We start from the raw sequence: 17,192 nt of genomic DNA on the forward strand, positions 1-17,192 counted from the left end.
AAATGTTTGTGAATTACGAATAAATATATTAAATTTGATAACACTATTCGAAAATTCATAACAATCGAATACTGAATTTCAAATGTTACTGTCTTAGGAGCAATGCGTGGATCTTTTTCATGCCATGAAAGTGTTTAATAAAGTAGTCGAAACCAACAGTTTTAGTTTGGCAGCAGATAGCTTAGGACTACCTCGTGCTTCAGTGACTACGACGATTCAGGGATTAGAAAAACATTTACAAATTCGCTTATTGAATCGAACCACGCGCAAGCTTAGTTTGACTCCTGATGGTGCTGTATATTATGAGCGCAGTGTACAAATTCTGGCTGATGTTGAGGACATTGAGTCTCACTTCCATGACACTGAGCGTGGACCACGTGGCCGTTTACGAATTGATGTTAAAGCTTCGATAGGGCGTATGATTTTAATCCCTATGCTATGTGATTTTCATACGAAATATCCTGATATTGATTTAGTCATTGGTATGAATGACCGTCCTGTAGATTTAGTTCAGGATGCCGTCGATTGCGTGATTCGGATTGGTCAACTTAAAGATTCTAGTTTAGTGGCGCGCCGTATTGGTACGGTTCAGTTTGTGACGGTTGCATCGCCAAAATATTTCGCTGAACACGGTACACCAGAAACAATTGAAGATTTAAAGCAGCATCAGGTCGTGCAATATTTCAACAGTCGTACAGGCCGTAATATTGACTGGAATTTTGTGGTAGATGGTGAAATTCAAAGTATTTCAGTTAATGGACCAGTTTCTGTCAATGATGGTGACTCGTATATTGAGCTGGCACTTCAAGGCTTTGGTTTAATTCAATGTCCTTACTTCATGGTTGCAAAACATCTGGAGTCTGGTGCACTCAAGGAAGTTCTACATCAATCGTTACCTGAACCTTTACCTATTTCTGTGGTTTATTTACAGAATCGGCATTTATCGCCTAAGGTACGTGTGTTTGTCGATTGGGTTGCTGCGTTATTTGCTGAATGCCCATTATTAAGTGGATGTACTTTATCTTTGAATCAAAAATCTGAGTTTACATGTGAACAGAAAAAAGAGAATAATAACTTTACGATTCATAGCTTGCTTGAACAGCAAAATACAGCCGAGGTTTTCGCTTTAAATGTCTAATTATATAGTCTGTATATATTATGGAGATGTATTAGCTGAAAAAATCTAAATGACTAAAATCAGTTTTATTTCCCTTGCCAAAAGCCAAAAGACTAGCAAACGGCTACCGTAAATATTCTGAAGATGACCTCAGACAACTCAACCTGATTAAACAAGCACAGCAAGTGGGTTTTACCTTTGAAGAAATTAAATCTTTAATTCCTGCAAACATTTCAAATTGGGATCATGAGAAATTGATTGGAACCCTGAGTGAAAAAGTCAAAGGAATCACCAAAATGCAGAAAATGTTGTTAGAAAATAAACAGAATCTCATACAACTGATTGAAACAATTCAAAATAAACCACAAGATATGAGTTGTGAGGATAATGCGAAACGTCTGATGAATATTTATTATTCAGAAACTGAAACACCACTTAAGACTGATAATGCTTGAAAATTGTAAAGCATTTTTATTTTCATAAAATTATTGATGGACTGCAGACATCATTTCCAACGTTCAAATTTCAGCTTTACTACAATGTTAAATGTCCACTAAAGAATAGATTATGTCCTTTAAAGCATCCTAAATCGGGTCATAATCAACAATCATTATACAACTCAAAGTCATATTTGATGAGGTTGTTAAATGAATGCTATTACAAAACTTACTGCAGAAGCCCCTAAATTTAAAGACAAAAAAAGAAAATTATGGATACTTGGTTTAGTAATTCCAAATATTGCCAATGTTGCATTGCTTGGTTATCAATTTGGACCTAAAAAAACGAAAAAGCTCTTTGCTGCTGCAGGCCCCTTGGTTTTACATGGTTTAATTCCTGTATTGGATAAATACATCGGACAAGACCCTGAAAACCCACCCGAAGAGGCCATTGCTGAATTAGAAGCAGACCCGTATTACGCCAAAATTGTTAACCTATACATTCCGTTGCAATACATTGCCAATATCTATGGAAATTATATTGCCAGTAAAGAAAGTACACCCACAAGCGATCGTATTTTAATTGGTCTGACACTGGGTGTCGTCAATGGTGTAGCGATTAATACTGCCCATGAACTCAGCCATAAGTCAGGTAAATTACAACATTATTTATCTCATTTGTGCCTAGCCCCTACAGGCTATAACCACTTTCGAATTGAGCATCCTTATGGTCATCACCTCCGTGTTGCTACGCCTGAAGATCCAGCATCTTCTAAATTTGGTGAAAGCTTCTGGAAATTCTGGCCAAGAACAGTTAAAGGTAGTTTTAAATCGGCAATTCATATCGAAAAACGACGCTTAGAACGTAAAGGGCTTCCTTTTTGGTCGATTCATAATGAGTTGCTTCAAGGCTGGGCAATGTCCGCCACTTATCATGCATTGATGTTAAAATTTTTTGGCAAAAACATCATGCCGACTCAAATTACTCAAGCTTTATATGGGATTACACTTTTTGAAGCAGTGAATTATATGGAACATTATGGTCTAAAACGTCAAAAATTAGAAAATGGACGTTATGAGCGCACCATGCCAGTTCATAGCTGGAATAACAATAATCTATTCAGCAATATATTATTGTATCAATTACAGCGTCATTCCGATCATCATGCCTATCCAACTCGAAGTTATCAGGCGCTACGTCATTATGAGAATGTGCCGCAACTGTCATCTGGCTATGCCAGCTTATTTTTACAAGTCTTTATTCCACCATTTTGGTTTAGTATTATGGATAAACAGGTAATTCAATTTTATCAGGGTGATATTCACAAAATAAATGTATATGCACCTGAACAAAAAAAGATTTTAGAAAAATATGCAGATGACTTCACAGATGCCACACAAGAGGTCACAGTTTCATGAAACGTTATCAATGCATTGTTTGTGGATGGATCTATGATCAAGCTCATGGTATACCAGAAGAGGGAATTGCAGCAGGAACTGCTTGGGAAGATATTCCTGAAAGTTGGACGTGTCCTGACTGTGGTGTTTCAAAGTCTGATTTCGAAATGGTAGAAATTTAATGTCAAATCAGTAGCAAATGGCTCCTATTTGCTGCCTTGTAGAAAGATAAGACTATGCAAAATCACATTCCGAACATACCAGCCCGTTACTATTTTAAGATTCTGAATATTCTTGAAGAAAGAAATATATCAACAGAATCGGTGCTTTCTAGTATTCACGTAGATTTAAAAAAATATCTGACTTCACCTGATTTAAAAATTACCCAAGAACAAGTCAGTCAATTTGTTTCATTTTGCCTTAAATACCCTAAAAATTATGATTTGGCATTTGAAATAGGTCGTTCGCTCAAGGTCAGTTCACATAATTTAGTTGGATATGCCATTCTTACCAGTAATAATTTGGAACAAGCTTTGATCTATATTTCCAAGTATTTCACCCTAATTATTCCTAGTTTCAAATTTAGCTATTTTTATCATGAAGATCAGTCTATGGAATTGGTCTGTGAACCAGTCTATAACATGGATACGCTTTCTCTAAATTTTCATTTGGAGGCAATCGCTGTTGCTTTACATTGCTCTATTCAGGAGTTAGTTGAAGACAGGCTACTTGCCTATGATATTTTTATGTCCATTAATGAACCCTTACACATTCAACGTTATCTAAGGTCAAATTTCATTTTAATACTTTAAAACAACCCAGTTTTAGAGTTCGCTTAACTAAACCCTTACTTCAACAATCCTTGCATTTAGCCGATGAAGGAACGCGCAGGGCGATAGAACTCAAATGCCAAGAACAAATCTATGAAATAAAAAATAATATGGATTTGGTTTTATGGTTGAAACATCTTTTTATGAGCTCGACTGAAACTATTAGTATGAAAGAATGTGCTCAGCTTTTAAATATCTCCAGTAAAACCTTACAAAGGCATTTAAAGTTAAAAAATATAAGCTATCAACAAATTAAGACTGATGTCTCAATGGAAAAAGCTCAACAAATGCTAAGTCATACCAGTAAAAGTATTTTTGAGATTGCGGAAGAACTGGATTATGCCTCAGCTTCTAACTTTTCACGTTCTTTTAAACTCCATGTTGGTAGTTCGCCAAGTACGTTTCGAAAAAAACAGCGGGGTTTTTAGTGAGAGAGCTTATAAAAATATATGACGCAATTTGAATGCAACTTTCTGTATGTTCAAATACTGATTGTTCATGAAAAGAGCTGTCTTTTTAGCCATCTATCGTTAGATCAACCACTAAGGCATTCTGTGCAGAGTCAGTGCTAAGGATTCAGCAAATCAAAAGCAGTCTATATTCACCATCTTTTTCAACAGGTGCTCTATGAACACAGGGTAAAACCTGTTGTGTTGGATGGTCTACCGCTAAACGCCAAAGATGTCCTGAGCCTAAATTTACAGGTTTTACATTCGGTTTAGGCTGATAATGCAGATCAAAAAAATAGTCTTCGAGAAAAGCTTCAAATTCGGCTTCTGGGCCATCATGCAGTTCTTTGAGCTTTGTTCTAATTTCAGGAATCAACACTTTTTGTACAACCTGATGATTGGGTAAAATTTCACTTGCAGCACCATGATAGGTACATAAAAAAGTATCTGTTGCGATAGGCGAACGATCGACATGATATGAATATACATCTGTTGAAATAAAATCAAACTCTTCGTCCCGTTCATAACTTTTTAGTAAGTTAAGCGAAGGAGATGCGCCGTAATCCGTCAATAGTTGTATATCATTTAAGATTGTTTCTCGCGCTAAATTACCTAATTCTGAAAGCTGTAACGCCAAAAGATGATCCGCAGAAACCTCTGTAATATTCTCTTTTAATTCAAGCTTAGCGACGATTTCTTGGAAATCTCCAAGCAAATTTCTGGACCAGCAAAGCGCATTCATTTCGCCTTGAAAATGTGCATTCACGAGTTCGTGAAAATTCGAAACTACTTTAACTTGCTTATTGTCAGAAAACGTATTCTTCATATTAGAATTAAATAAATCATAACCTGTGGTTAATTATACAACCTGCTTGATCAAAATAGAGAGTGATTCGTTACATGAGTAAAGCTTTCAAACTTTCCAAATTGCATGAGTGTCGAAAATATCTTCATTAGCTTGTTAAATGTTCATCGTGTAATCTATGTTGAAAACAACCTGGTGGTATCTATCCTTAGCCATAGCATACGCAATAAATGTACCGCATGATTTAATGTTTGAGTCGTAGTGTTGATAAGACTTTAAAATGTAATATGCAACTTAATAAGAGATAAACAATGAAAAAACATCTACTTTATTCTTCTATACTTGGTTTAAGCATCCCTGCTTTGGGCTATGCAGATACCACTAATATTCATGTTTTAAGTGCAACGGTAAAAGATCAAAATATTGCTAATGCACAAGTCATTTTACAAAAAAATGGTGAACAGTCTGCATCAGCTTCAACCAATGTAGACGGACGTGCAACGGTGAACAGTAGCAGTACGAATGGTGCAGACAATTTATTGATTATCAAAAAATCAGGCTATTCAACACTGGTTGCAAAATGTCCTTGTGAGGGTATGACCTATGCCTTAAGTCCTGTATTAAAAGACTTAAACAGTATGCGAATCGTTTTGAACTGGGGGCAGAGTCCCTTAGATTTAGACTCGCATTTAAGCTATAGAAATCAACATGTATATTGGGACAATAAACAAGGGCAAGATGCCAATTTGGATGTTGATGATACAGACTCTTATGGTCCTGAAACAGTAACCATCGATAAACGTTTAGACGGACAATATTATGTTTATTCGGTCCATGATTATTCAGATCATACTCAACCTAATACTACGAACCTGTCGAATAGCCAAGCCAAAGTTATGGTTTATGCAGGTGAGTCATTGATACGTTCTTATTATATTCCTACAGGACTGACAGGGAATTTATGGACTGTGTTTCGCATTAGTCCTGAGGGCGAAATCCAAGATATTAATCGTATTTCAGGGACAACTGTTGGAGCGAACCAAGTTGGCTCAACTGTGTCGAGTTATCAAAGCCAAGCAACTCAAGTTCAATACGTTCCTGTTTCAGCTAATGCACAGGCACGGGCCAAAGCGCTAAATTTGAAAGCGGATAAAGCCTATAAAAACAATCAATTTGAACAAGCTGCACTGATTTATCAACAATCTATTGATTACAATCCAAACGTTGGACAAACCTATAGTAATCTTGCCGTTGCTTATCAAAAGTTGAATCGTTCATCTGAGGCTTTATGGGCAAATCAAAAGGCGATTGCCTTAGCATCTAATGATAATACCAGAGCATACTCACATTACAACATTGGTAAAATTTATGAAAATAATCAGGACTATGCTCAAGCCAAACAGCATTACCAATTAGCAAACCAATATAAACCAAGTGCGACTTATGATGAGGCAATTCAACGTGTGAGTCGCTAAGTCTCTCAGCATAGTAGTTGGATTACATTGAATAAATAAAAAAGCACCTGATGGTGCTTTTTTATTATTACAGCTCGAAATGTTGTCTATGTGTAGACTTCAAATGAATAATCGATCATTTCGGTTCAGTAATCACTGATAATTTCTCTACGCCGACGCGTTCTATACTGGCTAAAAGTTTAGCCACCGTGCCATAAGGAACGGTTTCATCGGCATTTAAGTTTAATGCTAACTTGCTGTTGGCATTTTTACGCTGTGTGATTTCTTGCTCAAAATTTTCGAGACTGACAGGGGCTTTGTCTAAGAAGATTGCACCATCTGGTTTTACACTAATCACCAGTGCTTTGTTTTGATCTGTCGATTGTGTTGGAGCAGCTTTCGGTAAGTTGACCTTCACGCTGTTGGTTAACAAAGGTGCTGTCACAATAAACACGATCAATAGCACTAACATGACATCGACGAGCGGAGTAATGTTGATGTCACTGACCACATCATCATCTTGAGAAGTTGAAATCGCCATTTAAGCCAAAGCCTCCTTGTCTTGAGATGTCAACTGCTGAGCCGTAACTGTTTTTGCTGCAATATGTGTAGTTTGAGTTTTGGCAGGGAGTTGGAAACCAACCTTTTGAGTGAGGCTGACAAAGTCTGTTGCAAAGTCGTCTAAATCTGCGCCAATACTTTTCACTTTACGGACAAAATAGTTATAGGCAAGTACAGCAGGCACAGCCACAGCAATACCAATACCTGTTGCAACCAGTGCTTGACCAATTGGACCTGCAACCACATCCATACTGGCACTGCCAGATTGGGCGATTGCTTGTAAGGCATGAATAATCCCAAACACCGTTCCAAATAAACCAATAAATGGGGCATTATTCCCAATGCTTGCGAGGATGGCAGAACCTTTTTCGAGTTGACGGCGTTCAGTAAAAATTTGCTTGCGTAAGTGTCGCTCTAATAAATCTTGACGACTCCATGTTTGTTGTAAATCTTGATGGGTTTTTTCATTGGCTTCAGTTAAGGTTTTAAAACCTGTTTGAGCAATACGTGCTGTAGGTCCCTGAGCATCTTCAGACTGACCAATTGCATCTGCCAAGTTCTGGGCTGACCAAAAACTATCGACAAAAAGTTTACTCTCTTTGGTAGCTTTTGAGGTTTGTATAGCTTTCACCACAATTAAAACCCAGGTTACGATCGAAAAACCGATCAATAACCAAATGGTTGCATCATGAATAATCGTATTAATATCAGACATATCGAATTTTCCTAAGATAAAATTTTACAGTTTAATTGGGTAATTTGAAGTGAATCGGAACATCGACCCAACCTTCTACTGGCGTGTTGCCACGCAGTGCCGGTGAAAATTTCCAGCGCTTCACAGTTTTTAGAGCAGCATCATCCAGTGCTTTTTTGCCGCTACTATTTTTCAGGTTGATTTCTAAAGGGCTGCCTGCGGGTGAGACTTTTACACGCAACATCACAACGCCTTCCCAACCACGGTCTAACGCCACTTCTGGGTATTCAGGGGCAGGATTGCTCAGATAACCGGCATAACCTTTGGCTGCTGTCACAGGTAAGTTTTCTTGTGCGGGCTTAGTCGCAAGTTCAGCAACTTTCTGGGTCGGTGTGACGTTTTCTGTAGGTTCAGCCTGCGGTACTGGTTGCGTAACGGATTTAGCAACGGGTCTAGGCTGCTCAATTGATTTTTGTACTACAGGTTTCTGCACGGACTTTTCAACCACTTGTTTTTGGACAGGCTGAGGTTTTGCGGAAACAGGTGGAATAATCGGCTTTTGTATTTCCTGCTTGAGTTTTGGTTCAATCACCTTAGGCGGCTCTTCCTTGGGTTTTTCAATTACAACCGCGATAGGTTCTGGTTTTTTTACAATCAAAGGTGGAGTAGGAAGATGCTTTGCAAGATAAAAGATGCCGTAATGTAACGCCAGAACAGCAGCAATTGCCCAAAAAATTTTGTTGGTTTGAACAGGTTTTTCTGCTGTAATCGGACTTACCAGATTGGCAACAAATGGATCGACAGCATGAAATACATTGGACTGAACATTTTGAAGTTGTTCAAACAAAATTGCCTTTTTATAAGGACTTCGACTGACTTCACTCATATCAGTAATGCACCATTCAATAAGATTTAATTTGTATTGCAGAATCTTCTTTATTTCTTAAGTTAAATCGGCTTAATTTTGAATATGAAAAAATTCTTCAGATTTGAATTTCCCCATTAACTTACAAATAAGAAAATTAATTTAGCTAAATAAAACATTAAAAACATAATGAGTTATTTTTTAAAAATAGAAAACAAACTTTTTTAGATTAGTATTTTTATAAAAAGTGATAATAGATTAATCAAATATAGCGACTTATAATAATTAAAGATAATTTATTTTATATTCAAGATATCTATTTTATTTGTATTTATTTTCTCTCTGCATCTATTTTTAATATCTCTACTAAATAAATCAATTTATATGCAATAAGACCGTTCATAGATAGAACAGCCTTATGCTATTTAAAGCTAAAATTTTTAAAAATAGAGCAATAATGCTTAACTAAAGAATATTAGCCACTTTTAAAAAGTGCTCCCGTGCTCGGATGCGTTCGATCCATGCTTTTAAGTGCGTATGATCATGCTTGCGTTCAACATCTAAATTGAACCAGTGATTGAGGGCTAAAGCCAACGGAATATCGGCAACCCCAAAATTTGAACCAGACAGATAGGGCTGTTTAGCCAGCTCGCTATTGGCAACATCCAATATTTTTTCTAGTTTTTCTGCTGCAACTTTAACCGCAGCCAAATCTCTTTTATCTTCAGGCTGACGAACCAGATTAAAAAACACAATTCCAAACACTGGCAGGACGGTCGTAGTATACCAGTCAATCCATTTTTCTGCGCTAAAGCGTAGTTTAGGGTCTTCAAGCCATAATGTATTTTTTCCATATACCTCAGTGAGATACCGCAAAATGGTATTTGATTCCCATAAAACCGTGTCACCATCTTGAATGACAGGAATCAGACCATTTGGATTGAGCGCCAAAAACTCGGCAGTATCAACCACACCATACTGTTGTCCCGCAGGAATATGTTCAAATTGAAGTCCAAGTTCGGCTGCTAGCCAAAGTACTTTGTGGACATTTAAAGAATTGGGTCTGCCCCAAATAGTAATGCTCATATATTTTCTCAAAAATTTTGAATGTGTGTGAAACAGTCCTTTGGTGAAATTCAGTATTTAAATAATCATCGATTCTGAACCATCAGAAAGACTTAAACGATATTGAAATTTCACCAAAGCATTTGGTTTAAATATTTTTAGAAGCGATAATTGACACGACCATAGTAATAGCCACCATAGAGTCCAAAAGGCGAAAGCTGTGCATAATAATTCTCACCCAAACCATCGACAATGTTGGATTTTTCAGGGTAGGTGTTAAATAAGTTGTCCGCGCCTAAAGTCAATGAAAGACTGTCTGTAAGATGGTAGGTTGCATCTAAATCAACAATCCATTTAGCATCAAAGGTTTGATCTGTGGCGGCTGTTTCACTGCGTGCAATGTAACTACCATAACGAGATAAACGGGTATTCAAATCTACTTTTGCATACTGCCAATTTGCTGCTAAGGTGAATTTTGTTTTCGGATCTGCATCGGTAATCATGCCTTTGGTACGACGGGTGATACGATCAATATTGATACCGTCTAACTGGCTTGGATTATCCGCAATTGCTGTAATATCGGTTTCATTCCAGTTGAAGCCTAAACTCCAGCGGATACGTCCATATTTATTCAGTTGTTGTGTATAGTCTGCAACAACATCAACACCGTTGGTTTCTGTATCAAATAAGTTGGCATAGTAAGTCACGTAATTAACGTTAGAAAAGCCGTTGGCTGCCAAAATGTTGTTAATACCACTACCAGTAAGACCTGCTGTTGAAGCAATACGGTCTTTTAATTCAATACGATAAGCATCAACTGCAAGGTTGAAATTCTTGAATGGGCTATAAGTTAAACCCAGAGAAAAGTTAGTCGATTCGGTAGGATCAAGTGCCTCTGCACCTAAAGCTTTTCCTAATGCTGAATCAGTACGTACAGATTTACTATATACATCTGAGCGGACGCCATTGTTTACCGTGCTTACAATGCCCGTACTAGCAAATCCTTGTTGGTATAGCGACGGTGCAATAAAGCCTGTACTTACGGTTCCTCGGATTGCAAGTTCAGGTGTGAATTCATAACGGCTGTTAATTTTTCCGTTGAATGTATCACCAGAACTATCATCATAATGTTCGAAACGACCTGCTAAACCCACAAACCAGTTTTTGGTTACATCTAACCCTAAATCTAAATAGGCAGCAGTGTTAGTCCGACTAATATCAGCTTCATCTTCAGGTAATAAGACTCGTGCTCCAAAAGTTCCAACGGTTGCAGGTAAACCTGCATTATCACCTGTAGGAATAATATAACCGCCATTTTTATAGGCTAAAGGATCAGTGGCTTTAGATGCCCAACCTTCTTTACGATAGTCTAGTCCCCATGCAACACTCAGTGGGTTTGCTCCAAAACCAATATCGAAGGTTTTCTTCAGATCAAGGTTGCTGACCCATTGATAAGCATCATATTTTTGTAGACCAAATGAAGTTGGGCTAGAGGGGCCAAGAGATGGATTGAGGTTGTTTCGTGTAGAGTGATCTTGTGTATTTTTACCATAAGAACTACTCGCATCCCATGCCCATCCAAGTACATTATCGCCCTTTAGCCCCCAAACAGTTTGAACATCTGTTTCATTTAAAATGACATCTGGTGTCGTACCATTCGGGAAGGTTTCAACAATACCCGATCTAGAGTTCGGACGACGATAGGAAGCTCCTGTAGAAGCATCACGCCAACCTGCGGTGGTGTAGCTATACAAAGTTGCAGCTTTACTTAAAGGAAGTTCAGCATTTGCAGAAACATTAAACTGTTCAACCGAAGGCAGCCCCAATTTATTTAAATTACGATCTATTGTGGCTTCGCGTGGGTCATCTTGACCATTTACTTTAGAGTAGATTCTGCCTGAAACAGGGCCAGCACGGGTGGTAGCATCCTGATTTTTCAGGTCAAAACCAAAATTGATAAAACCGTCTTGACCCAAAGGTGCACCAGCATTGGCATTCAGTTGAAAAGTTTCTCCATTTCGACCAGTTCCATCATAGTGTTCTCGTCCACCATAGGTGGTACTAATATTGCCGCCATTATCAGCAGATTTGAGTACAATGTTGATCACCCCAGCAATCGCATCGGAACCATACTGCGCCGCAGCACCATCACGTAAAACCTCAACACGTGCAATAGCACCAATCGGGATGAGGTCTAAATCTGCTGCTTGGTAGCCTTCACCAAAACCGTATTTGTTAATGGCTAAAGCACCGACATGACGACGTTTTCCATTCACCAACACGAGGGTATGACCACCACCCAAACCACGTAAACCTGCAGAACGGGCAACAGCCCCATAACCATCAGGTTGACTAGGTACGGTAGCAACACTGAAAGATGGAATCACTTTTGCCAAAATGTCTCTTAGCGCAAGGGTATTACCTTGTTTGAGCAACTGTTCACCACTAATTACATCCACAGGTGCTGGGCTTTCAGTAACGGTGCGTATACCTCCACGATTTCCCACCACAACGACACTTTCTAGTTGCTGAACATCTTCTTTTTCAGAAGATGTAGGTGCATTTTTATTCACATCTTGCGCATAAATAGAACCTGTAATTCCACAAGTTAAAGCAAAGAAAATGGATTGATGAAGAGGGGATATTTTAAAAACCAGCTTTTCGCGCTGAGCCAGTATTAGATTGGTTTGCCACATTATATTTTCCAATGATGATGTAATTTAGAGAGTTTTACTTAAAACAATAATCCGATGAGTATTTCGACTCTGGTAGTCAATATATCGATTGTTTTTTTATTGTTAAATATTAAATAATCATTTGAATATCAGTTTTGATTAAATATATTTACATTGAAATTTTAATAAGGTTTTCTTTATTTTTAATAACACTTCAATCTCTTTATAAAAATCATATTTTCACTTTTTTATATAACTTTAAGTTTATTTAATATTTAATTTTTAAAAGCTAAATCCGTTTAATAGGTTCCAACTTTATATCTTTTGGAAAATAGAAAATGGGGCTGAATTATAAATTAAGCATACTGGATAAATGTCCAAGAGCCGAAGGGATTAGCGCAGAACAGTCATTTAAAAATGCATTGCAAATTGCTCAAACAGCAGAAGCCTTAGGGTTTTATCGTTACTGGGTGGCTGAGCACCATTCCACAGCATTGCTATCAAGTCCATCGCCTGAAATCTTAATTGCATGGCTGTTGGCTCAGACTAAAACCATTCGAATTGGCTCTGGTGGGGTAATGTTGCAGCACTACAGCCCTTATAAAGTTGCAGAGAATTTTAATGTACTGGCAGGTCTAGCAAACAATCGAGTGGATTTAGGCGTTGGCAAAGCACCTGGTGGTTTCCCTGTCTCAACTCAAGCATTACAGCTTGGTTTAGATCAAACACAAAAGGGCGACTTTAAGGCGCAGCTACAAGCATTAGATCATTATTTACATTCTAAATTTGATCGTAATCAGCCAGATCAAGTCGCTGCAACTCCAACACCAGATCAGGTCGCAGAAAAGTTTTTGTTGGGTGCGAGTATTGAAAGTGCTCGACTCGCAGCAGATTTGGGCTGGAACTTTGTATTTGCTGCACATTTAAATGGCGATGCCAAGCTACTTCAAGATGCTTTACAGACTTACTCACACTATTCATCAGGAAAAAGAGCGATTGTTGCGGCACAAATTATTGTGGCTGATAGCCGTGATCAAGCCGAAGAACTGGCAGCAGGGCTTTCGGTGTGGACGTTAGAACTTGATAATGGTCAACGAGTAAAAATTCCAAATGAACAAAGTGGAGAAGAGTTTTCGAGACAAGCTCAATCTGCAATTAAAAGCCTTAAAAAAGAGCAGTTAAATATTATCAAAGGTACAGTCGATGATGTTCATCAGCAGTTATACGCTTTGCATCAACAACATGGAATCCATGAATTTATTGTTGAATCGCCACTGTTAGATCATGCAAAGCGTCTGAAATCTCTAACACTACTGGCACAGCACGCTGTGCTTGCAGCTTGAGTTGGAGAAACTGATGTCAAATAGACCATTACTGGAACAGCAGTTACTGAGTTGGAGACATGAATTACATCGTCATCCAGAATTATCAGGGCAAGAATTTCAAACCACGGATAAGTTAAAACAATGGTTGTCTGAATATGGCATTGAAACTTCAACTTGGGGTTTAAAAACAGGACTGATTGCAGATATTGGCACTGGTTATCCAATTGTGGCTATTCGAGCAGACATCGATGCGTTACCCATTCATGAAGAAATTGAGCAAGACTTTCGCTCGACTCAAGACGGAATAATGCACGCTTGTGGTCATGATTTACATAGCTCGACCATTTTAGGCGCTGCGATTTTACTTAAAGCGCAAGCGTCTGAATTAAAAGGCACGGTACGCGTTATTTTTCAGCCCGCTGAAGAAACTTATAGTGGTGCTTATGAAGTACTGAAGAGTGGAGCCTTAAAAGATGTATCCGCCATTTTCGGTTTTCACAATGTTCCTGAGTTAGCTCTAGGCACTTTTGCAACGCGCTCTGGTGCATTTTATGCCAACGTCGACCGATTCAAAATTGTGATTAAAGGCAAGGGCGGTCACGCAGGGCGTCCGCATGAAACCAAAGATCCAATCGTTGTGGCGGCGCAGTTGATTAGTGCTGTGCAAACTATTGCCAGTCGTAGCATAAATAATTTAGACACCTGTGTAGTTAGTATTACCCAAGTACATGCGGGCACAAGTTGGAACATCCTGCCAGAAGAAGCTCACTTAGAGGGCACGGTAAGAACCCATTCTCTTGAGGTGCGTCTAGCTGTTGAAGAAAAACTTAAACAAATTGCACAAGGTATTGCACTTGCCCACTCAGTCGACATTGCAGTGGATTGGGACAATGGCCCCGCGGCATTAATCAACACTGCAACATGGGCTGAACTGAGCCAAACCGTTGCACGTGCACAAGGTTATGAGGTGCAAGAGGCACCGCTTTATTTGATCGGTGAAGATTTTGGCGCCTATTTAGAACACATCCCCGGTGCCTTTGTCAGTATCGGCAGTGCCAGTTCCTTCGGTTTGCACCATCCCCAATATCAACCCAATGAATCTTTAATTTATCCAGCTGCTCAATACTTTGCTGCCTTAGCAACACAAGCACTTGAGTCTATTCATAAAAATGCAGAGGTCTAACATGAGTAATCACAAACAAATTCGCCTTGGAACTATTTTACACGGTGCAAACGGAAATATGTCTGCATGGCGCCATCCTGAAGCGGTGGTCGATGCCAGTATTAATTTTGAGTTTGCCAAAAACGTAGCGCTTCAAGCTGAACGGGCAAAATTTGATTTTGTCTTTGTGGCTGATGGTTTATATATCAATGAAAAATCGATTCCCCATTTTCTCAACCGTTTTGAGCCGATTACGTTGCTTTCAGCCCTAGCCAGTGTGACTCAAAATATTGGTTTAGTAGGTACAGTGTCGACCTCATATAGTGAGCCATTTACGATTGCGCGTCAGTTTGCCAGTCTGGATCATTTAAGTGGTGGGCGTGCAGGATGGAATGTGGTGACCACACCACTTGAAGGCACTGCAAAAAATCATACCCGTAAACAGCATCCTGAGCACAGCCAACGCTATGAAATTGCAGATGAATATTTGCAAGTCGCAAAAGGGCTTTGGGACTCGTGGGGTGAAGGCGCTTTTGTTCGCAATAAAGAAACAGGACAATTTTTTGAACGCAGTAAATTACATACCTTGAACCATAAAGGTAAACATTTTGAAGTGGCAGGTCCACTCAATGTAGAGCGTTCGCCACAAGACCGTCCGATTCTATTCCAAGCAGGAGCATCAGGTGCAGGTCGTGCATTAGCCGCGAAACATGCCGATGCCATTTTTACCCATCAAGCCACGCTCGAAGAAGCACAAGCATTTTACTTAGATGTGAAACAGCAAGTGATTAAGAATGGTCGTGATGCAGATGATTTGCTCATTTTCCAAGGCATTGGGGTTTTGATCGGAGATTCTGCTGAAGACGTAGAACGTCAATATCTTGAAACAGCCGCATTAGTCACGATCGATGACGCACTGAATTATTTAGGACGTTTCTTTGAACATCATGATTTTTCTCAATATGAACTCGATGCACCTTTTCCAGAACTGGGCACACTGGGTGAAAACAGCTTTAAAAGTGGTACTGATGAAATTAAACGTAAGGCCAAAGCAGAAAATTTAACTTTACGTCAGGTTGCACTACAAGCAGCAACTCCACGTCCGCCTTTTGCTGGAACGGTAGAAGAAGTTGCAGATCAGTTAGAACTGTGGGTAAAAGAAGAGGCAGCAGATGGCTTCATTATTGCGGGTGCAACACCAAAAACTTTAGATACTTTTGTTGAAAAAGTTGTGCCATTGCTGCAACAACGCGGGCTATATCGTACCGAATATCCAGGCACTACTTTACGCGCTAGTTTTGGTTTGAAGCGACCAGAAAATCAATTTGAACAATCAGAAAAGGAACACCTTCATGCGGTTGAATAAAACACCTTTGACGATTGGTTTAGCACTACTTCTAGGCATTTCTCTGGTTGGATGCAGTAAAGAACAGGCATCTACTCAAACGGCTAACTCAACAGACGAGTCTACAAAGTCGACCGATAAAACCGATTTCTATAGCCGTGAGCTTGCAAAGTTGAAAGAGAATATGACGCCGATTCATGTTGCTCACAATGCGGAAGCCAGTCAAAAAATTCCAAAAGATTTTAAGTTTGTAAATGCGGGTTATTTTACCGTTGCTGCGATTTCAGGAGCGCCACCTTTAAGTGTATTGGGGCCTGATAATCAAACCTATATTGGAACTGAAATTGATATTGCCCGTTTGATTGCAGACAGTTTGGGCTTAAAACTGAAACTGGTTCGCACCTCATGGGAAGACTGGCCGCTCGGTGTCCTTAGTGGCAAATATGATGCAGCCATTGCCAATGTTACCGTCACCAAAGAACGCAAGGAGAAATTTGACTTTGCGACTTATCGTCAAGACGTATTGGCTTTTTATGTCGCAGAGAAAAGTAAAATCAAAGCCATCAAAGGTCCCGATGATATTTCAGGTTTAAAAGTGATTGTCGGTTCTGGTACCAATCAGGAAAAAGTACTGTTGGACTGGATTGAAGACAATAAAAAGAAAGGACTGCCGCCTGGGCAGGCACTTTATTACGATGATGGCGCATCTGCAAGTTTGGCCCTCCAGTCTGGGCGGGTTGATGCTTTATTTGGTCCGAATGTTGCTTACGCATGGCAAGCGGCAAATGGTGCAAAAATCCGTCTGGCTGGGACAGCACTCGGAGGTGGAACACGACCTGCCGAATTGGGAGTCACGCTGAAAAAAGGCAGTGGCTTAGTTGATGCAGTACAAACCGCTTTAAATGGAGTGATTCAAACAGGCGAGTATCAAAAAGTCTTAGCACGTTGGGGGACTCAGGCAGAAGCGATTCAACATTCTGCAATTAACCCTCCAGGCTTGGGAGACTAAC

General features: G+C 39.3%; 17 protein-coding genes. 11 read left to right on the plus strand and 6 right to left on the minus strand.

Annotation, left to right across the window (positions count from 1 at the left end):
* Positions 1–106 precede the first annotated feature (106 nt).
* The 6 genes from MP622_RS06280 to MP622_RS06305 all read left to right on the plus strand — a co-directional run bounded on the left by MP622_RS06280 (position 107) and on the right by MP622_RS06305 (position 4,210).
* The gene (locus MP622_RS06280) at positions 107–1,138 is read left to right on the plus strand and encodes a LysR family transcriptional regulator (protein ID WP_243793069.1); all 1,032 of its coding nucleotides are present in this window, start codon (positions 107–109) and stop codon (positions 1,136–1,138) included.
* 74 nt (positions 1,139–1,212) lie between these two features.
* Positions 1,213–1,572 carry a MerR family transcriptional regulator gene (locus MP622_RS06285; RefSeq protein WP_243793071.1) on the plus strand — a complete coding sequence of 120 codons (360 nt, stop codon included), beginning with the start codon at positions 1,213–1,215 and terminating at the stop codon, positions 1,570–1,572.
* Positions 1,573–1,764: 192 nt separating this feature from the next.
* On the plus strand, positions 1,765–2,973 hold the full coding sequence (locus MP622_RS06290; protein WP_243793075.1) for an alkane 1-monooxygenase: 1,209 nt from the start codon (positions 1,765–1,767) through the stop codon (positions 2,971–2,973).
* Entirely contained in the window at positions 2,970–3,134 is a 165-nt protein-coding gene (locus MP622_RS06295; protein WP_044740685.1) for a rubredoxin, read from the plus strand. The genes MP622_RS06290 and MP622_RS06295 overlap by 4 nt, the downstream gene beginning before the upstream one ends.
* A 54-nt stretch (positions 3,135–3,188) precedes the next feature.
* The gene (locus MP622_RS06300) at positions 3,189–3,764 is read left to right on the plus strand and encodes an AraC family transcriptional regulator ligand-binding domain-containing protein (RefSeq protein ID WP_243793076.1); all 576 of its coding nucleotides are present in this window, start codon (positions 3,189–3,191) and stop codon (positions 3,762–3,764) included.
* A 50-nt stretch (positions 3,765–3,814) separates the two neighbouring features.
* The gene (locus MP622_RS06305) at positions 3,815–4,210 is read left to right on the plus strand and encodes a helix-turn-helix transcriptional regulator (RefSeq protein ID WP_243793077.1); all 396 of its coding nucleotides are present in this window, start codon (positions 3,815–3,817) and stop codon (positions 4,208–4,210) included.
* A 148-nt stretch (positions 4,211–4,358) separates the two neighbouring features.
* Here MP622_RS06305 and MP622_RS06310 read toward each other — a convergent pair whose 3' ends face one another.
* Positions 4,359–5,057, minus strand: a complete 699-nt coding sequence (locus MP622_RS06310; RefSeq protein WP_044740683.1) for a DUF1826 domain-containing protein — start codon at positions 5,055–5,057, stop codon at positions 4,359–4,361.
* Between the two features lie 290 nt (positions 5,058–5,347).
* On the opposite strand from MP622_RS06310, the gene MP622_RS06315 reads away from it, so the two are divergent.
* Positions 5,348–6,511 (plus strand): hypothetical protein, encoded by a 1,164-nt coding sequence (locus MP622_RS06315; protein ID WP_243793078.1) that lies wholly within the window; start codon positions 5,348–5,350, stop codon positions 6,509–6,511.
* A gap of 115 nt (positions 6,512–6,626) precedes the next feature.
* On the opposite strand, the gene MP622_RS06320 is transcribed toward MP622_RS06315, so the two are convergent.
* The 5 genes from MP622_RS06320 to MP622_RS06340 form a co-directional block, all read right to left on the minus strand.
* Positions 6,627–7,031 (minus strand): biopolymer transporter ExbD, encoded by a 405-nt coding sequence (locus MP622_RS06320; RefSeq protein ID WP_044740681.1) that lies wholly within the window; start codon positions 7,029–7,031, stop codon positions 6,627–6,629.
* Entirely contained in the window at positions 7,032–7,766 is a 735-nt protein-coding gene (locus MP622_RS06325) for a MotA/TolQ/ExbB proton channel family protein (protein ID WP_044740680.1), read from the minus strand.
* A 31-nt stretch (positions 7,767–7,797) separates the two neighbouring features.
* Positions 7,798–8,631: an energy transducer TonB gene (locus tag MP622_RS06330; protein WP_243793079.1), complete on the minus strand. Its 834-nt coding sequence runs from the start codon at positions 8,629–8,631 to the stop codon at positions 7,798–7,800.
* A 444-nt stretch (positions 8,632–9,075) separates the two neighbouring features.
* Positions 9,076–9,696: a glutathione S-transferase family protein gene (locus tag MP622_RS06335; protein ID WP_104442139.1), complete on the minus strand. Its 621-nt coding sequence runs from the start codon at positions 9,694–9,696 to the stop codon at positions 9,076–9,078.
* Positions 9,697–9,833: 137 nt separating this feature from the next.
* Complete coding sequence (locus MP622_RS06340) at positions 9,834–12,371, minus strand: TonB-dependent receptor (RefSeq protein ID WP_243793084.1); 2,538 nt, start codon at positions 12,369–12,371, stop codon at positions 9,834–9,836.
* A gap of 317 nt (positions 12,372–12,688) precedes the next feature.
* Between MP622_RS06340 and MP622_RS06345 the strand changes: the two genes are divergently transcribed.
* The 4 genes from MP622_RS06345 to MP622_RS06360 are packed head-to-tail and all read left to right on the plus strand — an operon-like array spanning position 12,689 to position 17,191.
* Positions 12,689–13,693 carry an MsnO8 family LLM class oxidoreductase gene (locus MP622_RS06345; protein ID WP_243793086.1) on the plus strand — a complete coding sequence of 335 codons (1,005 nt, stop codon included), beginning with the start codon at positions 12,689–12,691 and terminating at the stop codon, positions 13,691–13,693.
* Positions 13,694–13,706: 13 nt separating this feature from the next.
* Positions 13,707–14,858: an amidohydrolase gene (locus tag MP622_RS06350; protein WP_243793088.1), complete on the plus strand. Its 1,152-nt coding sequence runs from the start codon at positions 13,707–13,709 to the stop codon at positions 14,856–14,858.
* 1 nt (position 14,859) lies between these two features.
* A complete protein-coding gene (locus tag MP622_RS06355) occupies positions 14,860–16,203 on the plus strand; it encodes an LLM class flavin-dependent oxidoreductase (RefSeq protein WP_243793090.1) in 1,344 nt (447 codons plus the stop codon).
* Positions 16,190–17,191 carry an ABC transporter substrate-binding protein gene (locus MP622_RS06360; RefSeq protein ID WP_016167947.1) on the plus strand — a complete coding sequence of 334 codons (1,002 nt, stop codon included), beginning with the start codon at positions 16,190–16,192 and terminating at the stop codon, positions 17,189–17,191. The genes MP622_RS06355 and MP622_RS06360 overlap by 14 nt, the downstream gene beginning before the upstream one ends.
* The last annotated feature ends 1 nt before the right edge of the window (position 17,192 follow it).

It is taken from the genome of Acinetobacter sp. PK01 (genome assembly GCF_022819285.1).
GTDB classification, from domain to species: Bacteria; Pseudomonadota; Gammaproteobacteria; order Pseudomonadales; family Moraxellaceae; genus Acinetobacter; species Acinetobacter tandoii.